Genomic DNA, 23,112 nt, shown 5'->3' on the forward strand with positions numbered 1-23,112 from the left:
TCGTCTGCACGAAAGGGGCGCCGCGACTCAGGTCGCGGCGCCCCTTCTCGTGCGGACTCAATACCAGATGTCGAGAGACGGCGCGGGGAAGGTGATGAAGGCTCGGTCGAGGGCCTCGACCGCAGCGGCATCGGCGGCGATGCGGCCTGCACCGTGCAGCGTCGCAGCGCGGACCCCTCCCGCATACAGGGCGGATAGCGCGGAGACATCGAGCGTGACATCGACGTCTGTCGCGGAGTCGGTCACCGGATCGACGGTCGCGACGCCGGAGTCGTTCACGTGCAGGCGCCAGTCGCCGTTCGCGAAGCCGAGGGAGTCTTCCACGCGGATGACGGTGTCGATCGGCGCCGAGTATCGACGGGCGGTCAGCGCGGCGGGGATGTCGAGCACGCGCAGCCAGCCGTGGTCGTGCACCTCCTGCTTCACGCCGCGGGTGTCGTGCACGAGCCATGGCAGCGGGTCGTCGACCGGGCGGAGGTCGGCGACCACCTCGTCGACGAGATCGTGCTGCAGAGCGAAGCGCCAGAGCGCCGTGCGCGCGTCCGTCGTCTCGGCGACCAGCAGGCGCACGTCCATCCGGAACCGGAAGGTGCCGGCGGCCTCACCGACGGTGTAGGCCATGACGCCACGCAGCACGCCGTCTTCGTCCCGATAACGCACCCCACGTGCCTGGTCGCGGTCCGGGGTGGGAGACACGCCCGCGTACCCCTCCCATCGACCTTGCCAGCCCGGGATCTGCCCCGCGGCCCTCCCCCGTGCACGTTCGTGGACCGTGCCGAGGTCTGCAGCGAGGGTCTCCCGGTCGACGTACTCGAGGGTGCCGAGCGGGGTCGGGCCGCTCCAGCCGGCGCGGCGGGTGTCGACCGTGTGACGCGCGACCGGGATCGCGGAGCCAAAGCCGTAGCGACCGTAGATCGTCGCCTCCGACACCGTGAGGCCGGCGATGGGCACACCGGAGGCTGCCGCAGCGCGAAGCTCTCCTTCGAGAAGCGCCCTGGCTATCCCGCGGCGTCGATGCGTCGCCGACACCGTCACCACGCTGATGGCCCACATGTCGATCTCACGCCCACCGGAAACGGTGAGCGGCGTCACCCAGCCGTTGATGGTCGCGACGGGAAGGTCGGCATCGACGGCGCCCTGCTCGTACACCCCGACGTTCCGCCGTTCGGCGAAGGTCTTGCGCACCTGGGCGATCATCTCGGTGCTCGGCTCAGGCCCGAGGAACCCCCGGTCGACCGCGCGCTCGAATGCCGATGCCTTCGGGTCGTCGCTCAGATCGACGACGCGATAGTCGAGACCGGCTCCGGCCAGTCGTTCCCTCGAGGTGGTGTCAGCGGGTACGTCTCTCGCATCGATGGAGGTCATCCACCCACACTACCGACGCCATCCGACCCGGAGTCAGTGCTGGGCTGCCTGCACTGCCCGCAGCCGCGCGAACACCTGGTCGCGCAGCTCCTCGGGTGCGGTCTCCTTGCAGGCCCGCGCGATCACATCGGTGAGGGTGGTAGCGACGAGAGCCTCATCCCGACAGGACGGGCAGTTCTCCAGATGCTCGCGGATCTCGGTGTGCTCGGTCTTGCACACCTCGTTGCGGAGGTACTCCTCCAGATCCTGACGGGCTTTGTCGCAGCCGCAGTCACTCATTTCTTGCTCCTCGTCTCGGCCGCGGCGATGCCCCGCTCAGCGGCGTAATCTGCCAGCAGCTCCCGCAGCATCCGCCTGCCACGGTGCAGACGGCTCATGACGGTGCCGATGGGGGTCTTCATGATGTCGGCGATCTCCTGATATGCGAAACCCTCGACATCCGCGAGATAGACCGCGAGACGGAAGTCCTCCGGCACGGCCTGCAGCGCGTCCTTGACGACGGAGGCGGGCATCCGGTCGATGGCCTCCGCCTCGGCCGACCGGCTGTGCGACGCCGTCGTCGACTCCGCTCCGCCCAGCTGCCAGTCTTCGAGCTCGTCGATCGTGCCCTGGAACGGCTCCCGCTGACGCTTGCGGTAGATGTTGATGTAGGTGTTCGTGAGGATCCGGTAGAGCCACGCCTTGAGGTTCGTACCCTGCGAGAACGTCGCCCAGGACCCATAGGCCTTGACGAAGGTCTCCTGCACGAGGTCTGCGGCGTCGGCGGGATTGCGCGTCATACGCATCGCGGCGGCGTAGAGCTGGTCCATGAACGGGAGCGCCTGCTCTTCGAACTCGCGCCGAGGGTCGCCGACGGTGTCTGCGGTTGCGGTGTCATCCATCACCGGCCAGTCTAGGCCGCTGAGGTCGATCACCTCGCGCTCCAACGTCGCCGTCATACTCGCTCCTTCGGTGGGGTGGGAGCCTGTCGTTCGCGACGAAGCTCCCTGCGTTTACTAAGGTGAGAACCGATGAGCGCCAACAGGTATTCCCCCTCCCGCGTGCAGGGCGCCTACACCGCGCCCTCGACCGACGTGCCCGTGCACGCCGAGCTCACGATCCCCGGTTCGAAGTCGCTGACGAACCGCGAGTTGATCATCGCCGCGATCGCCGACGGTCCCGGCCGCCTGATCGCCCCTCTGCACTCCGACGACTCCGCGCGCATGGTCGACGCGCTGCGTGCCCTCGGGGTGGGCATCGAGGAGGTGGATGCCGGTCATGAGTTCGGGCCCGACCTCGTCGTCACCCCTGCGAGACTCGACGGCGGCACCACGATCGACTGCGGGCAGGCCGGCACCGTCATGCGCTTCATCGCTCCGCTGGCCGGACTCGCCGAGAACGACGTGCATCTCACCGCGCACGAGACCGCCCTCCATCGGCCGATGGGGGGCCTCATCAGCGCGCTGCGCGACCTCGGAGTCGACATCGACGACGAGGGCACCTGGGCTCTTCCGTTCACGATCCGCGGCCACGGGCGCATCCGCGGGGGTCGCATCGAGATCGATGCCTCCGCGTCGAGCCAGTTCGTCTCCGGGCTCCTCCTCGCCGCTCCGCGTTTCGACGTGGGACTGCACCTCGTCCACACCGGCGAGCACCTGCCGAGCCTTCCGCACATCGACATGACCATCGAGGCTCTCAGCCGCCGAGGCATTCGCATCGAGCGCCCAGCCGTCGGCGAATGGCTCGTCGAGGCGGGCGTCCCCCGCGCCAAGGAGATCGCGATCGAACCCGATCTCTCGAACGCCGCACCGTTCCTCGCCGCCGCGCTCGTCACCGGTGGATCCGTGTCGATCACGGGCTGGCCTCCGCACTCCACCCAACCGGGCGCCCTCCTGCCGGAGATCCTCCAGGCGACCGGAGCTCACGTCGGGCGGCACGGCGGAACGCTCACGGTGCGCGCGGGCTCCGGCATCCGCGGTCTCGACCTCGATCTCTCGGCGGCGAGCGAGCTCACCCCGACACTGGTCGGCCTCGCCGCCTTCGCGGACTCCCCGACGACGATCCGCGGCATCGGGCACATCCGTCTGCACGAGACCGATCGAATCGCCGCGCTGATCGGGAACCTGCGTGCCCTCGGCGGCGAGGCCGAGGAACTGCCGGACGGACTCCGCATCATCCCGCGCCCACTGCACGGCGGACGCTGGGCTGCGCACCACGACCACCGCATGGCAACGACCGGCGCGCTCATCGGTCTCCGTGTCCCCGATGTGGAGATCGACGACATCGGCACCACTGCGAAGACCCTCCCGGAGTTCACGATGCTCTGGGAGCGGATGCTGCGGGGCTGACGGTGAGCTGGCTCGACGACGCCGACGACCTCGAAGACGACTTCGAGGACTTCGACGAGAGCAGCATCCGCACCCGCCCGAACCCCAAAGCCAACCGGCCGCGCACGAAGCGCCGTCCCGCGCACGAGGACGCGCAGGTGGGGCGAGTGCTCGGTGTGGATCGGGGTCGCTACTCCGTCCTGCTCGGGGAGGACACGGCGGAGGAGCGCACGATCACCTCCACACGTGCGCGCGAGCTGCGCCGAACACCCATCGTCACGGGCGACCAGGCCCGAGTGGTCGGCGACACCTCGGGAGACGATGGCACCCTCGCCCGTATCGTCGGCATCGTGGAGCGGACCTCGCTTCTCCGACGCAGCGCGGACGACACGGACCAGGTCGAGCGGGTGATCGTCGCCAACGCGGACCAGATGCTCATCGTCGTCGCGGCCGCCGACCCCGAACCCCGTGCGCGCCTGGTCGATCGCTATCTCGTGGCAGCACTCGACGCCGGCATCCGCCCCCTTCTCGTCGTCACGAAGACCGACATCGCCGACCCGACCGAGTTCCTCACGCATTTCGAGGGGCTGGACCTTCGGGTCTTCACGAGTTCCCAGGACGAGATGCCCGTCGAGGAGATCGGCGAGGCTCTCATCGGTCACTCCACGGTGTTCGTCGGACACTCCGGAGTCGGCAAGTCGACACTCGTCAATGCACTCGTCCCCACAGCGCTGCGCGCCACGGGACACGTGAATCAGGTGACAGGACGCGGACGCCACACGTCGTCGTCGACCGTGTCCCTGCGTTACCAGGGAGCGGGTGGCACCGGCTGGGTGATCGACACCCCTGGGGTGCGCTCGTTCGGACTCGGCCATGTCGATCCGGCCAACATCCTCGCGGCCTTCACCGAGCTCGCGACGATCGCCGAGGACTGCCCCCGCGGCTGCACTCATCTGGCCGATGCCCCCGACTGCGCGCTCATCGAGGCGGCGGAACGAGGGGAGCTGGGAGAGACCGGTCGTGCGCGACTCGACTCTCTGCAGCGGCTGCTGCAAACGTTCGCAGACAAGGCGGAGCAGACGCCCGGGCGTTAGGCTGGAGGCGTGACCCAGCGCCTCGAACCAGGAACCGCCGCCCCCGACTTCTCACTCCTCGACCAGGACGGGAACACCGTCCGCCTCAAGGATCTGCGCGGCCAGAAGACCGTGCTGTACTTCTACCCGGCGGCGATGACCCCCGGATGCACCACCGAGGCCTGCGACTTCCGCGACAGCATCTCTTCCCTCCAGGGCGCCGGCTACCGCGTGGTCGGCATCTCGCGTGACGACCCCGCGACGCTGACGAAGTTCCGCGAGCGCGACGCCCTCACCTTCCCGCTCCTCAGCGACCCCGATCACGCGGTCCACTCCGCGTACGGTGCGTGGGGAGAGAAGATGAACTACGGCAAGCTCGTCGAAGGCGTCATCCGCTCGACCTTCGTCCTCGACGAGGACGGCACGATCGTGCTCGCGCAGTACAACGTCAAGGCCACCGGCCACGTCGCGCGTCTGCGCAAACAGCTCGGCATCGACGCCTGACCTGCCCCGTAGGCACCTCCCGAGCCTCGGAGATCCGAGCTCCGAGCTCCGAGCTCACTCCGCCGCGCGCTGCGGCCCTTCGCGACGGGCGCTCGTGATCAGCAGCGCGAAGCCGACCAGGCCGGGGAGCCCGACTCCGAGCGTGAACGGCCAGGAGATCGGCTGCAGCGTGAGAGAAGCCAGCGCGAGCGCCACGGCGAGCACCTGGAAGACCACTCCCCCTGATCGCGCCCAGGACTTCCCGGAGCGCGTGCCCACCGCGAAGGCGACGAGGGCTGCGGCACCGATCAGCGTGAGCACGATGAGCGCGAGGGCGGTCGGGAGAGAGGCCGCGTCACCCGCACCGAGGCCGGCGAGTTCGATCACCGCGAAGACCAGGAGCGCCACTGCCTCGAGAGCGAGGACGGCTGCTGCCGCGAGGGCGATTCCGGGTGCGCGCACGGTGTCTCCCATGGATCGAATGAGGAGAAAACCCTTGATTTCACGGTTTTCATGTAACAGAATAGAGAAAGTCATGTGCTCCCACAGCGGCGTGGGGCGAGCGTTCACGCTCGCATCACAATTCGCGGGCATTCCGTCCGCATCTCAACAGGGTAGCGGAACCCGAACTACTACCCGAATCCGAGAGGTCGCATCGCGACATCTCATGAAATCCACACCGAGGAGCCCCCATGGACTGGCGCGATAAGGCCGCCTGCCTGACTGTCGACCCCGAGCTTTTCTTCCCCGTGGGGAACACCGGCCCGGCCGTCGATCAGATCGAGAAGGCGAAGACCGTCTGCGCCACCTGCACGGTCACCGAGATCTGCTTGCAGTACGCCCTGGAGACCAGCCAGGACTCCGGCGTCTGGGGCGGCCTCTCCGAGGACGAGCGCCGCGCTCTCAAGCGTCGCGCCGCCCGCGCACGCCGCGCCTCCTGAACTTCCGGAAGCGGCCTGAGATCGACCCTCAGGCCGCTTCCGTCTGTCCGGACCCTGCTGCGCTCAGCGTTCCAGCCAGCGCAGCGGGATGTCGATGACCACCTCGGTGCCGTCGCCGTCGCTCCCGTGCCACTCGATGGTGCCGCCGAGCTCGCCCTGGATCAGGGTGCGGATGATCTGCGTGCCGAGCCCCTGACCGATCCGCCCTTCCGGCAGACCGAGGCCGGTGTCGCGCACCGTGACACGGAGGTTGTCCTCTGTGCGCTTCGCGTCGATCGTCACGACACCCTCCTGGCCGGCGAGCCCATGCTCGACCGCGTTCGTGACGACCTCCGTCAGTGCGAGCGCGAGCGGGGTCGCGTACTCGCTCGGCAGGACTCCGAACCGCCCGGTCGACTGCGTCCGTGCCCGGGTGTTCGGCGCGGAGGCGACCTCGGCGACGAGCTTGAGCACACGGTGGAAGACCTCGTCGAAATCGACCTTCTGGGTGAGGCCCTGAGCGAGGGTGTCGTGCACCACGGCGATCGCGTCCACGCGGCGCATGGCCTGCGTCAAGGCGTCGCGTGCCTCGTCGGAGTGCGTGCGGCGAGCCTGGATGCGCAGGAGCGAGGCCACGGTCTGCAGATTGTTCTTGACCCGGTGATGGATCTCGCGGATCGTGGCGTCCTTCGTGATGAGCTCCTGCTCCTGATGGCGGAGCTCCGACACATCACGGCACAGCACGATGGCGCCGATGCGCGTGCCATGGTCCTTGAGGGGGATGGCGCGCAGGGATACCGTCACGCCGCGGGCCTCGATGTCCGTGCGCCACGGAGCGCGCCCCGTGACGACCACGGGCAGCGACTCGTCGACCTGGCGGGAGGGCGGGACGAGTCGGGTGGTGACCTCGGCCAGCGATTCCCCCTCGAGCTCATCGTCGAAGCCCATCCGGTTGAATGCGGAGAGCGCGTTCGGGCTGGCGAAGGTCGTGATCCCGTCGACATCGATGCGGATGAGGCCGTCGGAGGCGCGAGGGGCTCCTCGGCGGGGCGAGGTGGGGGCCGTCAGGTCAGGGAAGCTGCCGTCGGCGATCATGCGGAACAGATCGTTCGCGCACTCGTCGAACGTGATCTGCTGTCGCGAGGGCGTGCGCACCTCGCCGAGGTTCGTGTGGCGGGTGACGACCCCGATCACAGTGGACTGGGCGTCAGCTCCGCGCTTCACGGTGACGATCGGCACCGCTCGCACCCTCGTCGGTGTCTCCTCGAACCAATCGGGCGAGGAGGAATCGACGATCTCGGCGGACTCGAATGCCCCCTGCACCTGGGTGCGCCACTGGGGCCGCACCCGCTCTCCCACGATGTCGCGATAGAAGAGCGTGGCCGCACCGCTGGGCCGGGCATGCGCGACGGCGATGAACGACCCGTCCTCGGTCTGGATCCAGATCACGATGTCGGCAGAGGCGAGGTCTGCGAGAAGCTGACCGTCGCCGGCGAGTCGGTGGAGCCATTCGACATCGCTGTCGTTCAGGCGCCCCTGGGCATGGGCGAGATCACTGAGGGTTGACACCTGACCAGCCTACGGTCAGATGCCTCAGAGAATCGCCAGCGAAGTCGCGCGCCACCGACGATCGATTCCCTCCAGCCGGACGGCGACCGCCCGGGTGCGGCCGGGCCCCGCCACCACGACGACGGCCTCGATCACCCCGTCGAGAGGTTCTGTGACCCTCAGCGCCCTGATCTCGAACGTCGGCCGCGCGGGCACCACCCCGCGCGCGCTGCGTGCCCTGGCGGACAGGTTCGCGCGGGTCACCAGGCTCCGGAACGCGTCTTCGCTGAGCCATCGGGCGAGCTGGTCGACCTCCCTGACCCCGGCGAGGACCTCGAGGACGCCGTGTGTGAGGCTGCGCAGAAGCGGTACAGGATCGGGAAGCTCGCTGGTCGACGTCGGCTGGGGTGCGAAGTACTCGTGCGGCATCATGACGGACTCTCGATCGGGACGGTCTGCGAGTGAGCCAGTACAGCAGCGCGTGCATCTCGACAGGGCCGGGATCGACGAAGAATGTGGATAACTCGTATGCCCCGTATCCCGGTCGCCTACGCTCTGTCGAATGCACTGGGACCGACTGTTCGAAGACCTCGAGGGCCAGCTCGCCTCGGAATGGGAGGCGGAGCGTGCGGTGCTCGATGCCGAGTCGGAGCGGCTGCGGATCGCGCGGCTGGATCTGCGCCATCGCCTGCGCGCACTGTGCGGCGGCGGCGCCGAGGCCACCATCGACCTCATGAGCGGGCGACGGATCCCCGTCTCGCTGCAGACCCTCGGAGCGGACTGGATAGCCGTGAGGACGAGAGGAACCGGCAGCGGCAGCCCCGCTTCCGGCACATCGATCCTCCCCCTCCTCGCGGTCGCGGGGATCACGCTGGATCACGGGATGATCCTCGCGAGTCTCGATGAGCCCACGGCCGCCGACGTGCCACTGCGGGAACGGATGACGCTCGGCTTCGTGCTGCGCGATCTCGCCCGGCGTCGTGTGCCGGTGCGCATCACCACACTCGTCGGTGACGACCTCCACGGAACCATCGATCGTGCGGCCGCCGACCATCTGGATCTGGCCGTGCACGATCCCGGCGAAGCGCGATCGGCCGCGGCGGTGCAGGCGTTCCGCGTCGTCCCGTTCTCTTCGCTCGTCGCGCTGCGGGCTTCGAGCGGTCAGATGCCCTGAGCGGCGGACGTTCCCCAGACCTCGGGGAAACTCGCCGTCTGAGACTGTCGCCACAGCGCCATCCGGCGGGCGATCTCCGATTCCTCGGACAGATAGCCGTCGAGGCTGGACTCCTCCACTCGCCACCGAGGCGGCGAACCGAGCCGAGCGCCCCTCAGCCTCCCCTCCTGCACGAGGGTGACCACCTCGTCGACGCCGATGCTCAGCAGCTCCGCCACCTGCGCCGGCGCGAGATAACGCGGTGCGCGAACGGGGGTGGCAGCCATGTGCCCATTCTCTCCCAGGCGCTCCCGCAGGTGCCGCCGGATCCTTCGCTGTGGATAACTCGCGAAGCGCCGAAGCCGATTCTGTGACGATATCGCCATGGCTTCCCTCTCTCCTCCCCGTCGCGCCTTCTGGGGCGACGTGCGATTCCTGATCGGCATCGCCCTGGTCGCCCTGTCGATCGGCGGGGTCTGGCTCATCGTCTCCGCCGCCGACGATGCGGTACCCGTTCTCCAGACCACCCGGACGATCACGCAGGGCCAGCCCGTGACCGCCGCGGATTTCCAGGTCGTCGACGTGCGACTCGGCGCTGCCGGTGAGGGATACCTCGGTCCCGACGACCTCCTTGCGGACAGCGTGGCGACCCGCACCCTCGACGGCGGCGAACTCGTCCCCGTCTCGGCGCTGACCGATGCGGAGGACAGCCGATCGACGACGGTGGTCATCCAGAGCACGACGGGAATCCCGGAAGGCGTCGCCGCGGGAACAGTCGTCGAGATCTGGCAGGCACCGCCGGTGGATGAAGGGCGCTCGTACGATGTCCCGCGCATCCTGGTCGCAGACGTGATCGTCCGCGACGTGCTCGAACCCGAGGGCGTGCTCGCCGAGGCCGGAACCCGGCTCGAGGTCGTGATCGACCGCGCCGATGTCGCCGACGTGCTCGCGGCGATCACGGGAGGCTCCGCGCTCTCGGTGGTGCCGGTCGGGGCGGGATCGTGACGGGCGTCGTCGTGGCCATCCCGCAGCCACGGGCGGATGAGCTGGCAGCGGAACTCGCCCTCGAAGGCGTCGATGTCATCGCGACCGTCCCCGCCGCCCCACTCGCAGAGATCCCGGACGGGGTGGAAGCGATCATCGTCCCCGCCACTCGATCGATCCTGAATGCGGACCTGATCGCACTGTGCGACCGTGCCGGAGTCCGTATCCTGGCTCTCGGCGCCGAGGACAGCCGACTGCTGGGCCGTCTCGGCCTCTCCACAGCGCTGCGACCTGACGCGGCGGGGTGGGAGATCGCAGCCGCGCTGCTGGCCGAGACGGACACGCCACCGCCACCAGAGGCCCAGCTCCCCCCTCGTATCGTCGCCGTCTGGGGACCACATGGGGCGCCGGGGCGGTCGACCCTGTCGATCCAGCTGGCCGTGGAGCTCTCCCGCACCGGACGCCGCACGGCCCTGGTCGACGCGGATACCGTCGCTCCTTCGCTCGCGATGCTCCTCGGTCTCGGCGACGACGCTCCCGGCATCGCCGCCGCCTGCCGGAGGGCCGAGCGCGGCGCGCTCGATCCGGCGGAGCTGACGCGACTGGCGACGACGGTGACGACGAGCGCGGGTGAGATCGAAGTGCTGCCGGGGATCAACCGCCCCAGCCGTTGGCCCGAGCTGTCATCCGCGCGCCTCGTCGCCGCGCTCGTCACCTGTCGCGGGTGGATCGACGAGACAGTGGTGGACGTCGCCGGTGCGTTCGACGCCGACGACGAAGTCACGTACGACCTTGCCGGACCACGACGTCACGCGGCGACCACGGCGGCGCTGCAGGAGGCGGATCTGATCGTGGCGATCGCATCGGCCGACCCGCTCGGTATCAGCAGGTTCATCCGCGATCATGCCGAGCTTCGCCGCCTCACCTCCCCCACGCCCGTCATCGTCGTGGTGAATCAGGTGCGCCCCGGCCCCCTCGGGATCGATGCGCGCGGGCAGGTGCGACGCACCCTGGAGAGGTTCGCCGGCATCACCGACGTCTTCTTCCTCCCCTTCGACCTGCGCGCGGCGGATGCGGCTCTGCTGCACGCCCGGCCGATGACCGATGTCGCGCCCCGCTCGCCGTTCGCCGCCGCCGTGCGGAGACTGGCGGCATCCCTCTCCCCGCCGGCGACGGCTACTGCCGGTAGCTCGAGAGGAAGTTCCCCAATCGTTCGACGGCTTCGCTCAGCACTCGGGGTTCGGGGAGCGTGACCAGTCGGAGGTGGTCGGGGGTCGCCCAGTTGAATCCGGTGCCCTGGACCAGCAGGATGTGCTCCGAGACCAGCAGGTCGTACACCAGACGGGCGTCGTCCCTGATCTCGTGCACGTTCGGGTCGAGTCGAGGGAACGCGTACAGCGCACCCTGGGGCTTGACGCACGACACTCCGGGGATCGACTCGAGCCCCTCCCACGCGATGTCCCGCTGTTCATGAAGACGTCCCGTCGGCGCGATGAGCGCCTCGATCGACTGCACTCCGGAGAGCGCCGCCTGCACGGCGTGCTGCGCCGGCACATTGGGGCAGAGTCGCGTGGACGCGAGCAGCGTGATGCCCTCCAGGAAGCCCTTCGCGTGATCCTGCGGCCCTGTGATGACCATCCAGCCCGACCGGTATCCCGCGACCCGATAGGTCTTGGAGAGGCCGTTGAAGGTCAGGCACAGCAGGTCGGGAGCGAGCGTGGCCGTGGGGATGTGCACCGCTCCGTCGAACAGGATCCGGTCGTAGATCTCGTCGGAGAGCAGCAGCAGCTCGTGCTCCCTGGCGATCTGCACCAGCCCCTCCAGGATCTGGCGCGAATACACGACGCCGGTGGGGTTGTTCGGGTTGATGATGACGAGAGCCTTGGTCCGCGGTGTGATCTTCGAGCGGATGTCTTCGAGGTCGGGCTGCCACTCGTCTTCCTCGTCGCAGAGGTAATGCACCGGTGTGCCGCCAGCGAGACTGGTCATCGCCGTCCAGAGGGGGTAGTCCGGTGCCGGGATGAGGACCTCGTCGCCTTCGTCCAGCAACGCCTGCATCGTCATGGTGATGAGCTCGGACACACCGTTTCCGAGGTACACGTCATCGGGGTCGAACCGGGGGAAGCCCTCGATCTCCTCGTACCGGCTCACCACGGCACGTCGGGCCGAGATGATGCCCTTGCTGTCGCTGTATCCGTGTGCGGTCGGCAGCGCCGCCAGCATGTCGCGCACGATCTGGTGCGGGGCGTCGAAGCCGAAGATCGCCGGGTTGCCGGTGTTGAGCTTGAGGATCTTGTGGCCCTCCGCCTCCAGCCGCGCCGCCTCGACGAGGGCGTTTCCGCGAATCTCGTACAGGACGTTCTTGAGCTTCGACGACTGGTCGAAGTTGCGCGTTGGGGTCATCGGCCAAGCCTACAGCGACGAAAGGAGGGCCAATCCACGCGGACTGGCCCGCCTCTGCGCACGCCCTACTTCTTCTTCTTGCCCTGGGCCCGACGCTGCTCGCGGTTGCCTGCGGCCGGAGTCGCTGCATCGGTGCGCTGGCCGAAGGCTCCTCTCGGCGCCTCCTCCGGCTCGCTCTGCGGAGCCTGAGCGCGGGCAGCGGCCTGGCGTACGCGATCCGTCGCCGCCTGCTGGACCTGGCCGCGGTCGTTGCGGACCTCGACCTCGCCCGCATCGTTGGCCGCCGAGTACTCGAGACGCTGCTCTCCCCCATCGGTGGCGAGCCCCTTGGCTTCGACCTCCGCCGTCTGGGAGTCGCCGGCACGACGCACCTCGACTTCGAGGTTGTAGAGGTAGCCGACCGACTCCTCCTTGATCTGCCCCATCATCGACTGGAACATGGCGTAGCCCTCGCGCTGGTACTCGATGAGCGGATCGCGCTGGGCCATGGCCCGCAGACCGATGCCGTCCTTGAGGTAGTCCATCTCGTAGAGGTGGTCGCGCCAGCGGCGATCGAGCACCTGCAACACGACGCGACGCTCCAGCTCACGCGTCGCCGCTTCACCGAGGGCCTCTTCACGCGCTTCGTACGCGATCTTGGCATCGGAGAGCAGCTCGCGGGTCAGGCCGTCGGCGTCGATACCGCCCTTGCGGTCGGCAGCCTCGGCGACGACCTCATCGATCGTCACCCCCACGGGGTAGAGGGTCTTGAGCTCGGTCCAGAGCGCGTCGAAGTCCCAGCTCTCGTTGTGGCCCTCGCCGGTGTGGTCACGGACGACACCGCTGATGGCGTCCTCGATGAAGTGCTGCACCCGGTCGGCGATGTCGTCGCCCTGGAGGATCTGACGGCGGTCGGCGTAGATGGCCTCGCGCTGACGGTTCAGGACGTCGTCGTACTTGAGGACGTTCTTGCGCATCTCCGCGTTGCGGGACTCCACCTGCGACTGAGCGCTGCGGATCGCACGCGACACGAGACCGGACTCGATCGGCACGTCGTCGGGGAAGTTGGTCCTGGCGAGGATCGCCTCGGCAGCGCCCGACTGGAACAGACGCATCAGGTCGTCGGTGAGGCTCAGGTAGAAGCGGCTCTCGCCCGGGTCGCCCTGACGTCCGGAGCGACCGCGGAGCTGGTTGTCGATACGGCGGGACTCGTGGCGCTCCGTGCCCAGCACGTAGAGGCCACCGGCCTCGATGACCTTCTCGGCCTCCTCGGCGACGACGGCCTTCATCGCTTCGTACGTCTCGTCCCAGGCGACCTCGTACTCCTCGGGCGTCTCCACGGGGTCGAGCCCCTTGCCCTTGAGCTCCTGGACCGCGAGGAACTCGGCGTTTCCACCGAGCATGATGTCGGTTCCTCGTCCTGCCATGTTCGTGGCGACCGTGACGGCACCGAGGCGACCGGCGCGCGCGACGATCTCGGCCTCGCGCGCGTGGTTCTTCGCGTTGAGGACCTCGTGCTTGATGCCCTTCTTGGCGAGCAGACGCGAAAGGTACTCGCTCTTCTCGACGCTCACCGTTCCGACCAGCACCGGCTGGCCTTCGGCGTGCCGTTCGGCGATGTCCTCCACCACCTGCGCGAACTTCGCTGTCTCGTTCTTGTAGACGAGGTCGGACTGATCCTTGCGGATCATCGGCTTGTTGGTCGGGATCGGGATGACGCCGAGCTTGTAAGTCGACATGAACTCGGCGGCCTCTGTCTCGGCCGTACCGGTCATGCCGGCGAGCTTGTCGTAGAGACGGAAGTAGTTCTGCAGTGTGACGGTCGCGAGGGTCTGGTTCTCGGCCTTGACCGGCACCCCCTCCTTCGCCTCGATCGCCTGGTGGATGCCCTCGTTGTAGCGGCGACCGACCAGGATGCGGCCGGTGTGCTCGTCGACGATCATGACCTCGTCGTTCATGACGACGTAGTCGGTGTCCTTCTTGAAGAGCGCCAGCGCCTTGATCGAGTTGTTCAGGAACGAGATCAACGGCGTGTTCGCGGACTCGTAGAGGTTGTCGATGCCGAGGTAGTCCTCGACCTTTTCGATGCCGGGTTCGAGGACGCCGACCGTGCGCTTCTTCTCGTCGACCTCGTAGTCCTCGCCGACCTCGAGGGTGCGGGCGATCTTCGCGAACTCGGCGAACCACCGGTTCGCCTCGCCCGATGACGGGCCGGAGATGATGAGCGGGGTGCGCGCCTCGTCGATGAGGATCGAGTCGACCTCGTCGACGATCGCGAAGAAGTGCTCGCGCTGGACGAGATCCTCCTTGCGCCAGGCCATGTTGTCGCGCAGGTAGTCGAAGCCGAACTCGTTGTTCGTGCCGTAGGTGATGTCGGCGGCATACTGCTCGCGGCGCACTGCCGGAGTCTGACCGGAGACGATGATGCCGGTGGTCATGCCGAGCGCGCGGAACACGCGCCCCATGAGCTCGGCCTGGTAGCTGGCGAGGAAGTCGTTGACCGTGATGACGTGAACGCCCTTGCCGGCGATCGCATTCAGGTACGCGGGCAGCGTCGCGACGAGGGTCTTGCCCTCACCGGTCTTCATCTCGGCGATGTTCCCGAGATGAAGGGCGGCCCCACCCATGATCTGCACGTCGTATGCGCGCATGCCGAGGGTGCGCTTGGCGGCCTCGCGCACGGCGGCGAAGGCCTCCGGCATCAACTGGTCGAGCGTCTCGCCCTTCTCGAAGCGCGCGCGCAGCTCGGTGGTCTCGTTGCGCAGCTCGTCGTCGGTGAGCTTGGAGATGTCCTCTTCCAGTGCACCCACTGCCTTGACGACCTGATTCAGGCGGCGGATGACCCGCCCTTCGCCCGCACGCAGGAGCTTCTCAAGAGGATTGGCCACGGATGTCATCTCCCTGTCGGTGGGTGAACCGCCGGTCGTCGGTGAACCCGACGCCAGGCATACTTCGCCATGTTACCGGGCTGTGACCTGCACGTCGCCTGCATAGCCGTCCCGCGCGTCGAATCGGACGTTCGCGCGCCGACCATATACTCGGTATCGCATTCCCGGACGGCCACAGGAGACGAACGATGTCAGTACGCCAGAGTCTGCTCGCGATCCTCGCGCAGGGGCCGTGCTACGGCTATCAGCTCCGCCATGAGTTCGATCGCCGGACCGGTTCCATCTGGCCGCTGAACGTCGGGCAGATCTACAACACGCTCGAACGTCTCGAACGCGACGGCCTGGTCTCGCGTGGAGAGGCAGACGACCGGGGCCATGTGTACTGGCAGATCACCGACGCCGGACGGACGGAGGTCGACCGCTGGCTCTCCTCCCCCGTCATGCGCCCCCAGGGCACCAGAGACGAACTCGCCATCAAGGTCGCGGTCGCCGCCACGTTGCCCGGCGTCGACCCCGCAGCCGCGATCCAGTCCCAGCGATCCGCATCGCTCCGACAGCTGGAGGCGTTGCAGACGCAGCGACGCGCACATCGGGACGTCGACGCCCCTGAGGGACTCGCGTGGTCGCTCGTCGCCGACTCGATGATCTTCGCCGCCGAGGCCGAGATCCGATGGCTGGACCATGCCGCACAGCGTCTGGGCGCCCACCCTCGCCACGCGATGACGCTCGAGCTCACCGCCGATCGCCCGAAGCGGGGACGCCCGACGAAGGCCGAGACGGCGACGGCCGACGCGATCGCGGCGTCCTGACCCGGCCCGATGTCGCCCGGCTCGCTCACACGGACCGGTTCCGCGTTCGCCCCGAGCGGATGCTCAGCCACCGCCGGCCCCCGGGAAACTAGGATCGGGTCATGGCTGGATTTTGGGGCAGACGCAAACGCGAACAGGAAGAACTCGCCGCTCAGGACGCCGATCTCGCGCGCCGTGCTGAGCAGGCCCTGGTCAGCGCAGACGAGCGGATCCGCACGACCTCCGATGAGCTCGCCTTCGCGGAGGCCGAACTCGGCGAGTCGCTCACAGCCGATCTGCGCAGGGCGCTCGCGGCTGTACGCACCCATCTGCGGGAAGCGTTCCAGCTCCACCAGCTGAACCACGACGAGATCCCCGACACCGACGAAGAGCTGCGCACACGCAACGCGCGCATCCTCCAGCTCTGCGACTGGGCGCAGGACCTTCTCGACGAGAAGACCTCCGTGCTCGCCGAGTCGGTCGCCAAGGTACGCCGCGCGCCCGAGATCATCGCCCAGGTGCGGGCAGACGCGGCGGCGCTGAGTGCTCGCATCCCGCAGACCAGCGAAGCCATCTCCCGCCTCTCGTCGCGGTATGCGGACTCCGCCATGCATCAGATCACCGCGAGTGCCGCCGAAGCGGAACAGCTCATCAGCTTCGCGACCCACAGCGCCGACGTGTCGGAGCGCCGTCGGGCCGCGAAGCAGAACGAGGAAGCCAACGTGGCGCTCGAGACGGCAACCGAGGCCACCCGCCGTGCCTCCGCCCTGCTCGACGCCGTGGAGGACTTCGAGATCGAGGCACTTCGCGCGGAATCCACCCTCGCCGAGGTCGTCGCCGACTCGCGCGGCGATCTCATCGCGGCGCGAACAGCACCGAACGTCCCGGCCGTCGCCGACGCCGTCACCGCCCTCCAGAGAGCGTTGGCCGCGCTCACACCCTCTGGGCAGCCGAACGACCCCTTCGCCGAGCTGTCCCAGCTTCGTGACGCCAACTCCGCGCTCGACGAGGCGATCGCCAAGGCCCGTCACAGGGCGGAGAACCCGCTGCCGAGCCTCGCTCAGGTGCAGCATGCCATCGACGACGCCGACCGCCAGCTGGGCGTCGCGCGAGGCCTCATCTCCGGCCATCGGGGGTGGATCGGCGCGGATGCCCGAACCCGACTCGCGGAGGCGGAGCGGCTGCGGGTCGACCTCTCGGACCTGCTGCCCGCAGAGGACACCCGCGAAGCCGCGCTCGTCCAGGCGCGCCGCGTGGCTCATCTGGCTTCCGAAGCACTGCAGCTCGCGCAGCGCGACATCGACTCCTCCCGTCCGCAGGATCAGGACTGGGGCGGCGGTGGCGGCTGGGGCGGCGGCGGACGACGAGGAGGCGGAGGCGGAGACCTCGCCTCCGGCATCCTCGGCGGGCTCGTGATCGGCAGCCTGCTCGACGGCATCTTCGACTGACGCGCCCTTCTCGGCTTTCGCACACCAGAACGGCCCGGTCCCCTGCGGGACCGGGCCGTTCTGCGATTCTGCGATTCCGGATCAGGAAGCGAGCGCCTCGGACGGCGGAGCCTGGGTGCTCAACGCGATCACTCCGTAGTCCCAGCCCTTGCGTCGATAGACGACACTCGGGTGGTCGGTGCGGACATCGACGAACAGGAAGAAGTCGTGTCCGACCAGTTCCATCCTGTCGACGGCTTCCTCGACGGTCATCCACTCGGCATCGAAGCTCTTCGTGCGGATGACGACGGGCGAGTACTCGTCCTCCTCCGCCTGCTGCACCGGCACGCTGCCGGTCGCGACCGCACGGAGGACGTCAGCGGATGCCGGCTGGACGTCGATGCCCTCCAGCACCCCGCTCCCCTTCTCGAAGTGGGCGCCGCGCGGGTGCTGCCGTCCGTCGACCCGCTTCTCCTTCGCGCGACGCAGCTGCTCGGACATCTTGTCCACGGCGAGGTCGAGCGCCACGAACTTGTCGCCGTCCGTCGCCTCTGCGCGGACGACGGGGCCCTTTCCGATCAGCGTGAGCTCGACGGTCTCGTCGGGGATGCGACCGTTGCGATACACACGGTGGGTGACCTTCACATCCAGTCGCTGCGCACGGGACGCGAGCATCTGGATCTTGGCGATCTTCTCTTCGACAACGGTTCGGAAGCGATCGGTGATACCCACTCCGACGCCAACGATGCTTGTTTCCATTGCTGCCTCCTTGTCCCGGTCCTCCCGGCCAAGGGCGGACCGTGGTCGCCTTGTGTCCCCCCACCGTAGTCCGCCCGTCGGCGGATGTCACGGGGTCTTCCCCCTGTGTCGCCGATGCGTTCCCGATGAGGTTCATCCGAATCCGTCACGGCGCGGCGTGGCGGCCAGCGCGACCGCTGCCGAGACGTGGAAGCCCGCCGCGGTCAGCGCCCGTGTCGCCTCGTCGAAGGTCGCCCCTGTAGTGACGACGTCGTCCACGATCACGACCTCGGTGCCTTCGCCTGCCCGACGCACGCGCATCGCGCCGCTCACGTTCGTCGCACGCGCCCGCGCGCCCAGCCCGCGCTGGTCCGAGGTGCCGCCCACGACGCTGAGGAGCCTCTGCGGTTCGGCGTTCGCCCTCCGGATCAGGAGGTCGGGGACACGGTATCCCCGGCGCCGGAAGGCGCTCCGCGACGTCGGCACCGGCACGATCCACCTGCTCGCACTCTCCGTCGAGTTGAGCACGGACGCCAGCGCCGCGCCGAGTGGGCGCGCCAGGAGCGTCTCGCCCTTCCCCTTCAGACGACGGATGCACTGCGCCGCCACCCCTTCGAAGGCGAGCGCGGCCGTCACCGGAAGCCCCTGCGGCGTCGCGAGCCGCTGCGGGTCCGGTTGCAGCGCCTGCCGGCATCGGCCGCACAACAGGGTGCCGGGCTCGTCGCACCCCGCGCAGGTCGCGGCGAGGAGGAAGGCTGCGATCTCGGTGCCCAGATCCAGGAGGTGAGTCTTCGTCCACATCCGACGATTCTGCGGTCTGGCGGTCTGCCCCTCCCAGGATCTCAGGATGTGCGGGCGAAGAGCAGCACATCGCTCTCGCGTGCAGGGAGAGTCACTCCCCGACGCGCGTGGCGAGCACCGCGACGCCGGAGGCGACTTCCCGCCATGCCGACCCCGCGTGGGCGAACAGCTCACCGTTCGCCCCGAGGATGCGCACACCGGACGCCGTGCGCGCCCCGGCGATCGAGACGGCATTGTTCGGTGCGGCCTCCGTCGCCCCCGGCCCCCCGACCATCTGGGTGATCAGTCGCGGGCTGCTCGGATCGGCGAGCACCCCCACCCGGTCGAGTCCGAGCCACACCAGGCCTGTCGCCGGGTCGGCGAGCTGCGTCAGCTGCTTGACCTCTCCGAGTTCGATCGGAACACCGGCCGAGTCCCGGACGACCGCCGCGACGACGACCCACATCTGCTTGCCGACGGTCACGACGGCTGCCACCCTCGCGCCATCCGCCGAGACCCTCAGATGCGAGATCCCCGACGCGCTCGGCCACGCCTTCGCGATCGGATGGGCTACGGCGTCGCTTCCCGACGCCTGCAGGGACGCGGGGGAACCCGTAGGCACCGACCAGGTGTAGCCGTAGGGATCGAGCGAGGGATTGATGAGCCCGGGGCGGGCGTCGAGCTCGTCGAGGCTCCCCGCGCCGACGAGGTAGACGTGCTGGTCGGCGAGTCTGGTGGCGGCGTGGGTGTCGTCGGCGGCCACATCGATCGAGACGATCGGCTGCGGGATCGATGTGATCTCCCCGCTGATCCCGTCGAGCGGCGAGATCTCGTCCCCGACGATGCGCCCGAACGCGCCGTTCTGCAGCACGAGTGTGCCGATCTCGGTGGAGGGCTCCTTGACCTCGGCCTGCCCCGCGTCCAGGTCTCTCCCGTCCACCGTGAATCGCACCTGCGTGACGGCGACGCCGGAGGCCCTGAGGGTAGCCTGGAGCTGCGTGCGCATGCGCGACAGCGTCGTGGCATCCAGTCCGCTGGCCGGGCGCGTGAGCGCGACGTCAGCCACCTGTCCGACGATCGGCACCGCATCCTGCGCCAGCTGCACGTCGGCGGGGAAGGCGTTCTGCACTGCCGGGTCGAGCCATTCGCTGGGGGCACCGCCGATGAGCGCCCGTGTCACCGTCGTCGCGGGGCTCTGCCGCCGCGGGAACCAGCGCATGTCGGGCACCAGGCGCGACCAGCCGAGGTCGAAGTACTGCAGCGGGTACCCCTCGAAGACCTTCGTGAATCGCGTCTCGTCGATCACGACGCCGTCGGGCGCCTGCGTGATGCGCCATTCGCCGTTCTCCATGCGCTGCACGGTGAACGCCACCGCGGACGAGCCGACGGCCTCGGCGTATCCGCCGGAGTCGTCGACACTCGCGACGAGGTCCAGGGTCACCTGGACCTCCGCCGTGTCCGCGTCCTCGACCTCGTCATCCGGGACCGAGGACGTGACGGTCCTGGTGTCGGGGCCGATGTCGATCGACACGCCGGCGGAGGGGCTCCAGCTCCGCTGCAGCGATGGCGCGAGGAAGTCGCGCGCGGTGTCCCAGTTGTCGGTGGTCGTGATGCCGGCTTCGAGGAAGCCGTCGACGATCTCCTCCGGCCCTGCGCCCGTGATCGGCCCGGAGGCCACGGGAAGGATGTCGATGTCCTGTGGGGATTCGCCGAGCTTGAGGCCGACGGCGACGTCGCCGCTGGTCGGCAACCCGGCGCAGGCGGGAAGCAGCAGGGCGACGAGCACCAGCGCGAGTCCCCGCAGCCTTCGCTTACCTCGGTGCTCGGTCACGGCCGATCCTCCTCATCGAACATGCCGGTCGGCGCATCGGTCAGCGAGATCGGCTGGGTCGCGTCCCCGATCTCCGCGAACGGCTCCTGCGGCTCCACGGGGATGGGGCTCGGACCGTCCAGGACCCCCTCGTGTCGAGGAATCGTCAGGACGAAGTTGGTGCCGACGCCCAGCTCCGACCACACATCGAGCGTGCCGCCGTGCAGCGTCGCATCTCCCAGGGCGATGGAGAGCCCCAGCCCCGTGCCTCCGATCGTCCGCTGGCGTGAGGGGTCGGCACGCCAGAACCGGTCGAACACCCGCTCCGCATCCGCCGGATCCATCCCGAGCCCGAAATCCCGCACTCCGGCGGCCACCGCGTGCTGATTGCTGTCGATGGTGACGACCACCGGACGACCTTCTCCGTGCTCGATCGCGTTTCCGATCAGGTTGCGCAGGACACGCCGCACGCGCCGCGGGTCCATGTCCACCGGGGAGTATCCCCCAGGCGCCACGAGCCTCAGCTCGGTGCCGTGCCCCTCGGCGAGAGGACGCATCTGCTCGATGATGTCCTCGGCGAGGTGGGTGAGGCTCGTCGCCTCCAGTTCCAGCTGCACCGATCCCGCGTCGTACCGACTGATCTCGAGAAGGTCGGACAGCAGCGTCTCGAAGCGCTGCACCTGGGCGTGCAGCAGTTCGGCCGTGCGGGCGGTGGTGGGGTCGAACTCCTCGCGCTGATCATTGAGCATGTCGGCGGCGAGACGGATCGTGGTCAGCGGTGTGCGCAGCTCATGAGAGACATCTGACACGAATCGCTGCTGCACCATCGAGAGTTCGCCGAGCTCCTTGATCTGGGATTCGATGCTGTCGGCCATCGCGTTGAACGAGCGCCCGAGCGTGGCGAGCTCGTCCTCCCCGTGTACCTCGAGACGCACACCGAGATCACCTGCCGCCAACCGCGCACTCGTCTCGGCCGCCTGCACGATCGGGGTCGACACGGCACGGAGGACGATCCAGGAGATGGCGGCGACGATCGCCACCAAGCCGATTCCCGCGATCCACAGCGTCCGCTGCACGAAGACGAGGGTCTGGTCGGCATCGCCGAGGTCGTAGGCGAAGTAGATCGCGAAAGCCCCTGCCTCCGGGACCTGCAGCTGCTGCCCGACGATGATGCCCGGCACTTCGCCACCGTCGGCGGCCGGCAGAGCCACCGACTGCCAGGCCTGACGGTCGTCGAACTCGATGACACGCGCCTGGAGCTCAGGGCTCAGCAGACTCCGGCTCAGTCCGGCCTCGAACCCGTTCAGCCGCACGCCCTTGGCATCGTCGACCTTGAAACCGGCGAGCTGATCCGTGCTCGACGTGCGGGTGAGATTCGACTGCACACTGTTCCACAGTTCGGTGAGAGCCGCGGAGTCGTCGCCCACCTCCGCCACATCCAGGATCCCCTGGGCCTGGTCGACCGCGCGGCGGGAATCCTCGAGCGCGACGTCCTTGCGCGAGATGAAGAGATCGTTCTGGATCACCAGCGCCATCGTGACGCACGTGATGAAGATCGCGAGCGAGGTCGCCAGCAGTGTGATCGAGAGCGTACGGAAACGCAGCGAGCGGCGCCACAGGACCCCGAGCATCGTCGGCCAACCGCGCCAGTCGCGCAGGACAGCGACCGTCGTGGTGGTCGCTGTCGTCGCGGCCATCGTGCGCCTAGCCGACGCTCCCGGCGCGATAGCCCACTCCACGCACCGTCATGACGATCTTCGGGTTGTCGGGGTCGAGCTCGACCTTGGCGCGCAGGCGCTGGACATGGACGTTCACCAGCCGGGTGTCGGCCTTGTAGTGGTACCCCCACACCTGCTCCAGGAGCATCTCCCGAGAGAACACCTGCTGCGGCTTGGAAGCGAGCGCGACGAGAAGCTGGAACTCCAGCGGTGTGAGCGCGATCGGCTCGGAGCCGCGACGGACCTCGTGCGCATCGACGTCGACGGTGAGATCACCGACGCGAAGCTGCTCGCTGGTGGTCTGCGGCGTCGGACGGAGACGGGTGCGGATGCGCGCGACGAGTTCCTTCGGGTTGAACGGCTTGACCATGTAGTCGTCCGCACCGACCTCCAGTCCTCGGACGACGTCGGCCGTGTCGCTGCGAGCGGTGAGCATGATGATCGGCACGCCGGACTCCGCACGGATGCGCGTGCAGATCTCGATCCCGTCCATGCCGGGAAGCATCAGATCGAGCAGCACGAGATCGGGCCGCTGGGCTCGCCACTCATCGACGGCGCGCGCGCCGTCGGCGCAGAAAACCGGCTCGAAGCCTTCGGTCCGAAGCACGATCCCGATCATCTCGGCGAGCGCTGTGTCGTCGTCGACCACGAGAATACGTGAGGTCATAAGAGTTACCTTATGGCACCGAGTCCCAGCGATCCCAGGTCTGCGCTCCGTGCAGGGGATATGACACGATGGAGGCGCACGA

Annotated in this window: 23 protein-coding genes; 9 read left to right on the top strand and 14 right to left on the bottom strand. The window is 68.4% G+C overall.

All coding sequences use genetic code 11. From position 1 onward, the window contains the following. Positions 1 to 57: 57 nt before the first annotated feature. From FFS56_RS01840 to FFS56_RS01850, 3 genes are read right to left on the bottom strand one after another with little or no spacing between them, the layout of a single operon-like run. A complete protein-coding gene (locus FFS56_RS01840; RefSeq protein WP_127012342.1) occupies positions 58 to 1,365 on the bottom strand; it encodes a GNAT family N-acetyltransferase in 1,308 nt (435 codons plus the stop codon). Positions 1,366 to 1,398: 33 nt separating this feature from the next. Further along, a complete protein-coding gene (locus FFS56_RS01845; RefSeq protein ID WP_046749475.1) occupies positions 1,399 to 1,644 on the bottom strand; it encodes a zf-HC2 domain-containing protein in 246 nt (81 codons plus the stop codon). Continuing rightward, complete coding sequence (locus FFS56_RS01850; protein ID WP_227751106.1) at positions 1,641 to 2,246, bottom strand: sigma-70 family RNA polymerase sigma factor; 606 nt, start codon at positions 2,244 to 2,246, stop codon at positions 1,641 to 1,643. Before FFS56_RS01850 ends, FFS56_RS01845 begins: the two co-directional genes overlap by 4 nt. Positions 2,247 to 2,375: 129 nt before the next feature. On the opposite strand from FFS56_RS01850, the gene aroA reads away from it, so the two are divergent. The 3 genes from aroA to bcp are packed head-to-tail and all read left to right on the top strand — an operon-like array spanning position 2,376 to position 5,248. Then, positions 2,376 to 3,692, top strand: coding sequence for a 3-phosphoshikimate 1-carboxyvinyltransferase (gene aroA / locus FFS56_RS01855; RefSeq protein ID WP_127012343.1), 1,317 nt, complete (start codon positions 2,376 to 2,378; stop codon positions 3,690 to 3,692). Between the two features lie 2 nt (positions 3,693 to 3,694). Further along, on the top strand, positions 3,695 to 4,765 hold the full coding sequence (gene rsgA, locus FFS56_RS01860) for a ribosome small subunit-dependent GTPase A (protein ID WP_127012344.1): 1,071 nt from the start codon (positions 3,695 to 3,697) through the stop codon (positions 4,763 to 4,765). Positions 4,766 to 4,774: 9 nt separating this feature from the next. After that, positions 4,775 to 5,248, top strand: coding sequence for a thioredoxin-dependent thiol peroxidase (gene bcp / locus FFS56_RS01865; protein ID WP_046749479.1), 474 nt, complete (start codon positions 4,775 to 4,777; stop codon positions 5,246 to 5,248). A 54-nt stretch (positions 5,249 to 5,302) separates the two neighbouring features. Here the strand turns inward: bcp and FFS56_RS01870 are convergent, their stop codons facing one another. Beyond that, entirely contained in the window at positions 5,303 to 5,689 is a 387-nt protein-coding gene (locus tag FFS56_RS01870; RefSeq protein WP_231589744.1) for a hypothetical protein, read from the bottom strand. A gap of 230 nt (positions 5,690 to 5,919) precedes the next feature. On the opposite strand from FFS56_RS01870, the gene FFS56_RS01875 reads away from it, so the two are divergent. Beyond that, positions 5,920 to 6,168 carry a WhiB family transcriptional regulator gene (locus FFS56_RS01875; protein WP_017203224.1) on the top strand — a complete coding sequence of 83 codons (249 nt, stop codon included), beginning with the start codon at positions 5,920 to 5,922 and terminating at the stop codon, positions 6,166 to 6,168. A gap of 63 nt (positions 6,169 to 6,231) precedes the next feature. Here the strand turns inward: FFS56_RS01875 and FFS56_RS01880 are convergent, their stop codons facing one another. After that, positions 6,232 to 7,716, bottom strand: a complete 1,485-nt coding sequence (locus tag FFS56_RS01880) for a PAS domain-containing sensor histidine kinase (protein ID WP_046749481.1) — start codon at positions 7,714 to 7,716, stop codon at positions 6,232 to 6,234. A gap of 24 nt (positions 7,717 to 7,740) precedes the next feature. After that, positions 7,741 to 8,127 carry an Rv3235 family protein gene (locus tag FFS56_RS01885; protein ID WP_045262053.1) on the bottom strand — a complete coding sequence of 129 codons (387 nt, stop codon included), beginning with the start codon at positions 8,125 to 8,127 and terminating at the stop codon, positions 7,741 to 7,743. 130 nt (positions 8,128 to 8,257) lie between these two features. On the opposite strand from FFS56_RS01885, the gene FFS56_RS01890 reads away from it, so the two are divergent. Continuing rightward, the gene (locus FFS56_RS01890) at positions 8,258 to 8,869 is read left to right on the top strand and encodes a hypothetical protein (RefSeq protein WP_046749482.1); all 612 of its coding nucleotides are present in this window, start codon (positions 8,258 to 8,260) and stop codon (positions 8,867 to 8,869) included. On the opposite strand, the gene FFS56_RS01895 is transcribed toward FFS56_RS01890, so the two are convergent. Beyond that, the gene (locus tag FFS56_RS01895; RefSeq protein WP_046749818.1) at positions 8,857 to 9,135 is read right to left on the bottom strand and encodes a helix-turn-helix domain-containing protein; all 279 of its coding nucleotides are present in this window, start codon (positions 9,133 to 9,135) and stop codon (positions 8,857 to 8,859) included. The genes FFS56_RS01890 and FFS56_RS01895 overlap by 13 nt on opposite strands. A gap of 97 nt (positions 9,136 to 9,232) precedes the next feature. Here FFS56_RS01895 and FFS56_RS01900 point away from each other — a divergent pair, with 97 nt between their 5' ends. Continuing rightward, complete coding sequence (locus tag FFS56_RS01900; RefSeq protein WP_127012345.1) at positions 9,233 to 9,853, top strand: SAF domain-containing protein; 621 nt, start codon at positions 9,233 to 9,235, stop codon at positions 9,851 to 9,853. After that, the gene (locus FFS56_RS01905) at positions 9,850 to 11,085 is read left to right on the top strand and encodes a P-loop NTPase (RefSeq protein WP_127012346.1); all 1,236 of its coding nucleotides are present in this window, start codon (positions 9,850 to 9,852) and stop codon (positions 11,083 to 11,085) included. The genes FFS56_RS01900 and FFS56_RS01905 overlap by 4 nt, the downstream gene beginning before the upstream one ends. Here the strand turns inward: FFS56_RS01905 and FFS56_RS01910 are convergent. Next, the gene (locus FFS56_RS01910; RefSeq protein ID WP_061015948.1) at positions 11,009 to 12,235 is read right to left on the bottom strand and encodes a pyridoxal phosphate-dependent aminotransferase; all 1,227 of its coding nucleotides are present in this window, start codon (positions 12,233 to 12,235) and stop codon (positions 11,009 to 11,011) included. The two genes, FFS56_RS01905 and FFS56_RS01910, sit on opposite strands and share 77 nt — an antisense overlap. Before the next feature lie 65 nt (positions 12,236 to 12,300). Next, a complete protein-coding gene (gene secA / locus FFS56_RS01915) occupies positions 12,301 to 15,102 on the bottom strand; it encodes a preprotein translocase subunit SecA (RefSeq protein WP_046749819.1) in 2,802 nt (933 codons plus the stop codon). A gap of 188 nt (positions 15,103 to 15,290) precedes the next feature. Between secA and FFS56_RS01920 the strand changes: the two genes are divergently transcribed. Both FFS56_RS01920 and FFS56_RS01925 read left to right on the top strand, forming a co-directional pair. Further along, positions 15,291 to 15,911: a PadR family transcriptional regulator gene (locus FFS56_RS01920; RefSeq protein ID WP_046749486.1), complete on the top strand. Its 621-nt coding sequence runs from the start codon at positions 15,291 to 15,293 to the stop codon at positions 15,909 to 15,911. Positions 15,912 to 16,012: 101 nt separating this feature from the next. Then, complete coding sequence (locus tag FFS56_RS01925; protein WP_046749487.1) at positions 16,013 to 17,338, top strand: hypothetical protein; 1,326 nt, start codon at positions 16,013 to 16,015, stop codon at positions 17,336 to 17,338. An 81-nt stretch (positions 17,339 to 17,419) separates the two neighbouring features. Here the strand turns inward: FFS56_RS01925 and raiA are convergent, their stop codons facing one another. The 5 genes from raiA to mtrA form a co-directional block, all read right to left on the bottom strand. Further along, complete coding sequence (gene raiA, locus FFS56_RS01930) at positions 17,420 to 18,076, bottom strand: ribosome-associated translation inhibitor RaiA (protein WP_046749488.1); 657 nt, start codon at positions 18,074 to 18,076, stop codon at positions 17,420 to 17,422. A 132-nt stretch (positions 18,077 to 18,208) separates the two neighbouring features. Beyond that, complete coding sequence (locus FFS56_RS01935) at positions 18,209 to 18,856, bottom strand: phosphoribosyltransferase family protein (RefSeq protein WP_052748822.1); 648 nt, start codon at positions 18,854 to 18,856, stop codon at positions 18,209 to 18,211. A 91-nt stretch (positions 18,857 to 18,947) separates the two neighbouring features. Further along, positions 18,948 to 20,666 (bottom strand): LpqB family beta-propeller domain-containing protein, encoded by a 1,719-nt coding sequence (locus FFS56_RS01940; RefSeq protein WP_233437294.1) that lies wholly within the window; start codon positions 20,664 to 20,666, stop codon positions 18,948 to 18,950. Further along, positions 20,663 to 22,342 (bottom strand): MtrAB system histidine kinase MtrB, encoded by a 1,680-nt coding sequence (gene mtrB / locus FFS56_RS01945; protein ID WP_046749490.1) that lies wholly within the window; start codon positions 22,340 to 22,342, stop codon positions 20,663 to 20,665. The genes FFS56_RS01940 and mtrB overlap by 4 nt, the downstream gene beginning before the upstream one ends. Before the next feature lie 7 nt (positions 22,343 to 22,349). Further along, on the bottom strand, positions 22,350 to 23,030 hold the full coding sequence (mtrA, locus tag FFS56_RS01950) for an MtrAB system response regulator MtrA (RefSeq protein WP_046749491.1): 681 nt from the start codon (positions 23,028 to 23,030) through the stop codon (positions 22,350 to 22,352). Positions 23,031 to 23,112 lie beyond the last annotated feature (82 nt).

The sequence above is a fragment of the Microbacterium sp. Beta genome, assembly GCF_005502545.1.
Classification (GTDB): domain Bacteria; phylum Actinomycetota; class Actinomycetes; order Actinomycetales; family Microbacteriaceae; genus Microbacterium; species Microbacterium oxydans.

What these genes read in the sequence shown, in the direction of transcription:
- FFS56_RS01840 (WP_127012342.1), bottom strand. Translation starts at nt 1,365, where the DNA reads ATGACCTCCATCGATGCGAGAGACGTACCCGCTGACACCACCTCGAGG.
- FFS56_RS01845 (WP_046749475.1), bottom strand. Translation starts at nt 1,644, where the DNA reads ATGAGTGACTGCGGCTGCGACAAAGCCCGTCAGGATCTGGAGGAGTAC.
- FFS56_RS01850 (WP_227751106.1), bottom strand. Translation starts at nt 2,246, where the DNA reads ATGGATGACACCGCAACCGCAGACACCGTCGGCGACCCTCGGCGCGAG.
- aroA (WP_127012343.1), top strand. Translation starts at nt 2,376, where the DNA reads ATGAGCGCCAACAGGTATTCCCCCTCCCGCGTGCAGGGCGCCTACACC.
- FFS56_RS01875 (WP_017203224.1), top strand. Translation starts at nt 5,920, where the DNA reads ATGGACTGGCGCGATAAGGCCGCCTGCCTGACTGTCGACCCCGAGCTT.
- FFS56_RS01885 (WP_045262053.1), bottom strand. Translation starts at nt 8,127, where the DNA reads ATGATGCCGCACGAGTACTTCGCACCCCAGCCGACGTCGACCAGCGAG.
- FFS56_RS01890 (WP_046749482.1), top strand. Translation starts at nt 8,258, where the DNA reads ATGCACTGGGACCGACTGTTCGAAGACCTCGAGGGCCAGCTCGCCTCG.
- FFS56_RS01895 (WP_046749818.1), bottom strand. Translation starts at nt 9,135, where the DNA reads ATGGCTGCCACCCCCGTTCGCGCACCGCGTTATCTCGCGCCGGCGCAG.
- FFS56_RS01900 (WP_127012345.1), top strand. Translation starts at nt 9,233, where the DNA reads ATGGCTTCCCTCTCTCCTCCCCGTCGCGCCTTCTGGGGCGACGTGCGA.
- FFS56_RS01910 (WP_061015948.1), bottom strand. Translation starts at nt 12,235, where the DNA reads ATGACCCCAACGCGCAACTTCGACCAGTCGTCGAAGCTCAAGAACGTC.
- FFS56_RS01920 (WP_046749486.1), top strand. Translation starts at nt 15,291, where the DNA reads ATGTCAGTACGCCAGAGTCTGCTCGCGATCCTCGCGCAGGGGCCGTGC.
- FFS56_RS01925 (WP_046749487.1), top strand. Translation starts at nt 16,013, where the DNA reads ATGGCTGGATTTTGGGGCAGACGCAAACGCGAACAGGAAGAACTCGCC.
- raiA (WP_046749488.1), bottom strand. Translation starts at nt 18,076, where the DNA reads ATGGAAACAAGCATCGTTGGCGTCGGAGTGGGTATCACCGATCGCTTC.
- FFS56_RS01935 (WP_052748822.1), bottom strand. Translation starts at nt 18,856, where the DNA reads ATGTGGACGAAGACTCACCTCCTGGATCTGGGCACCGAGATCGCAGCC.
- mtrB (WP_046749490.1), bottom strand. Translation starts at nt 22,342, where the DNA reads ATGGCCGCGACGACAGCGACCACCACGACGGTCGCTGTCCTGCGCGAC.
- mtrA (WP_046749491.1), bottom strand. Translation starts at nt 23,030, where the DNA reads ATGACCTCACGTATTCTCGTGGTCGACGACGACACAGCGCTCGCCGAG.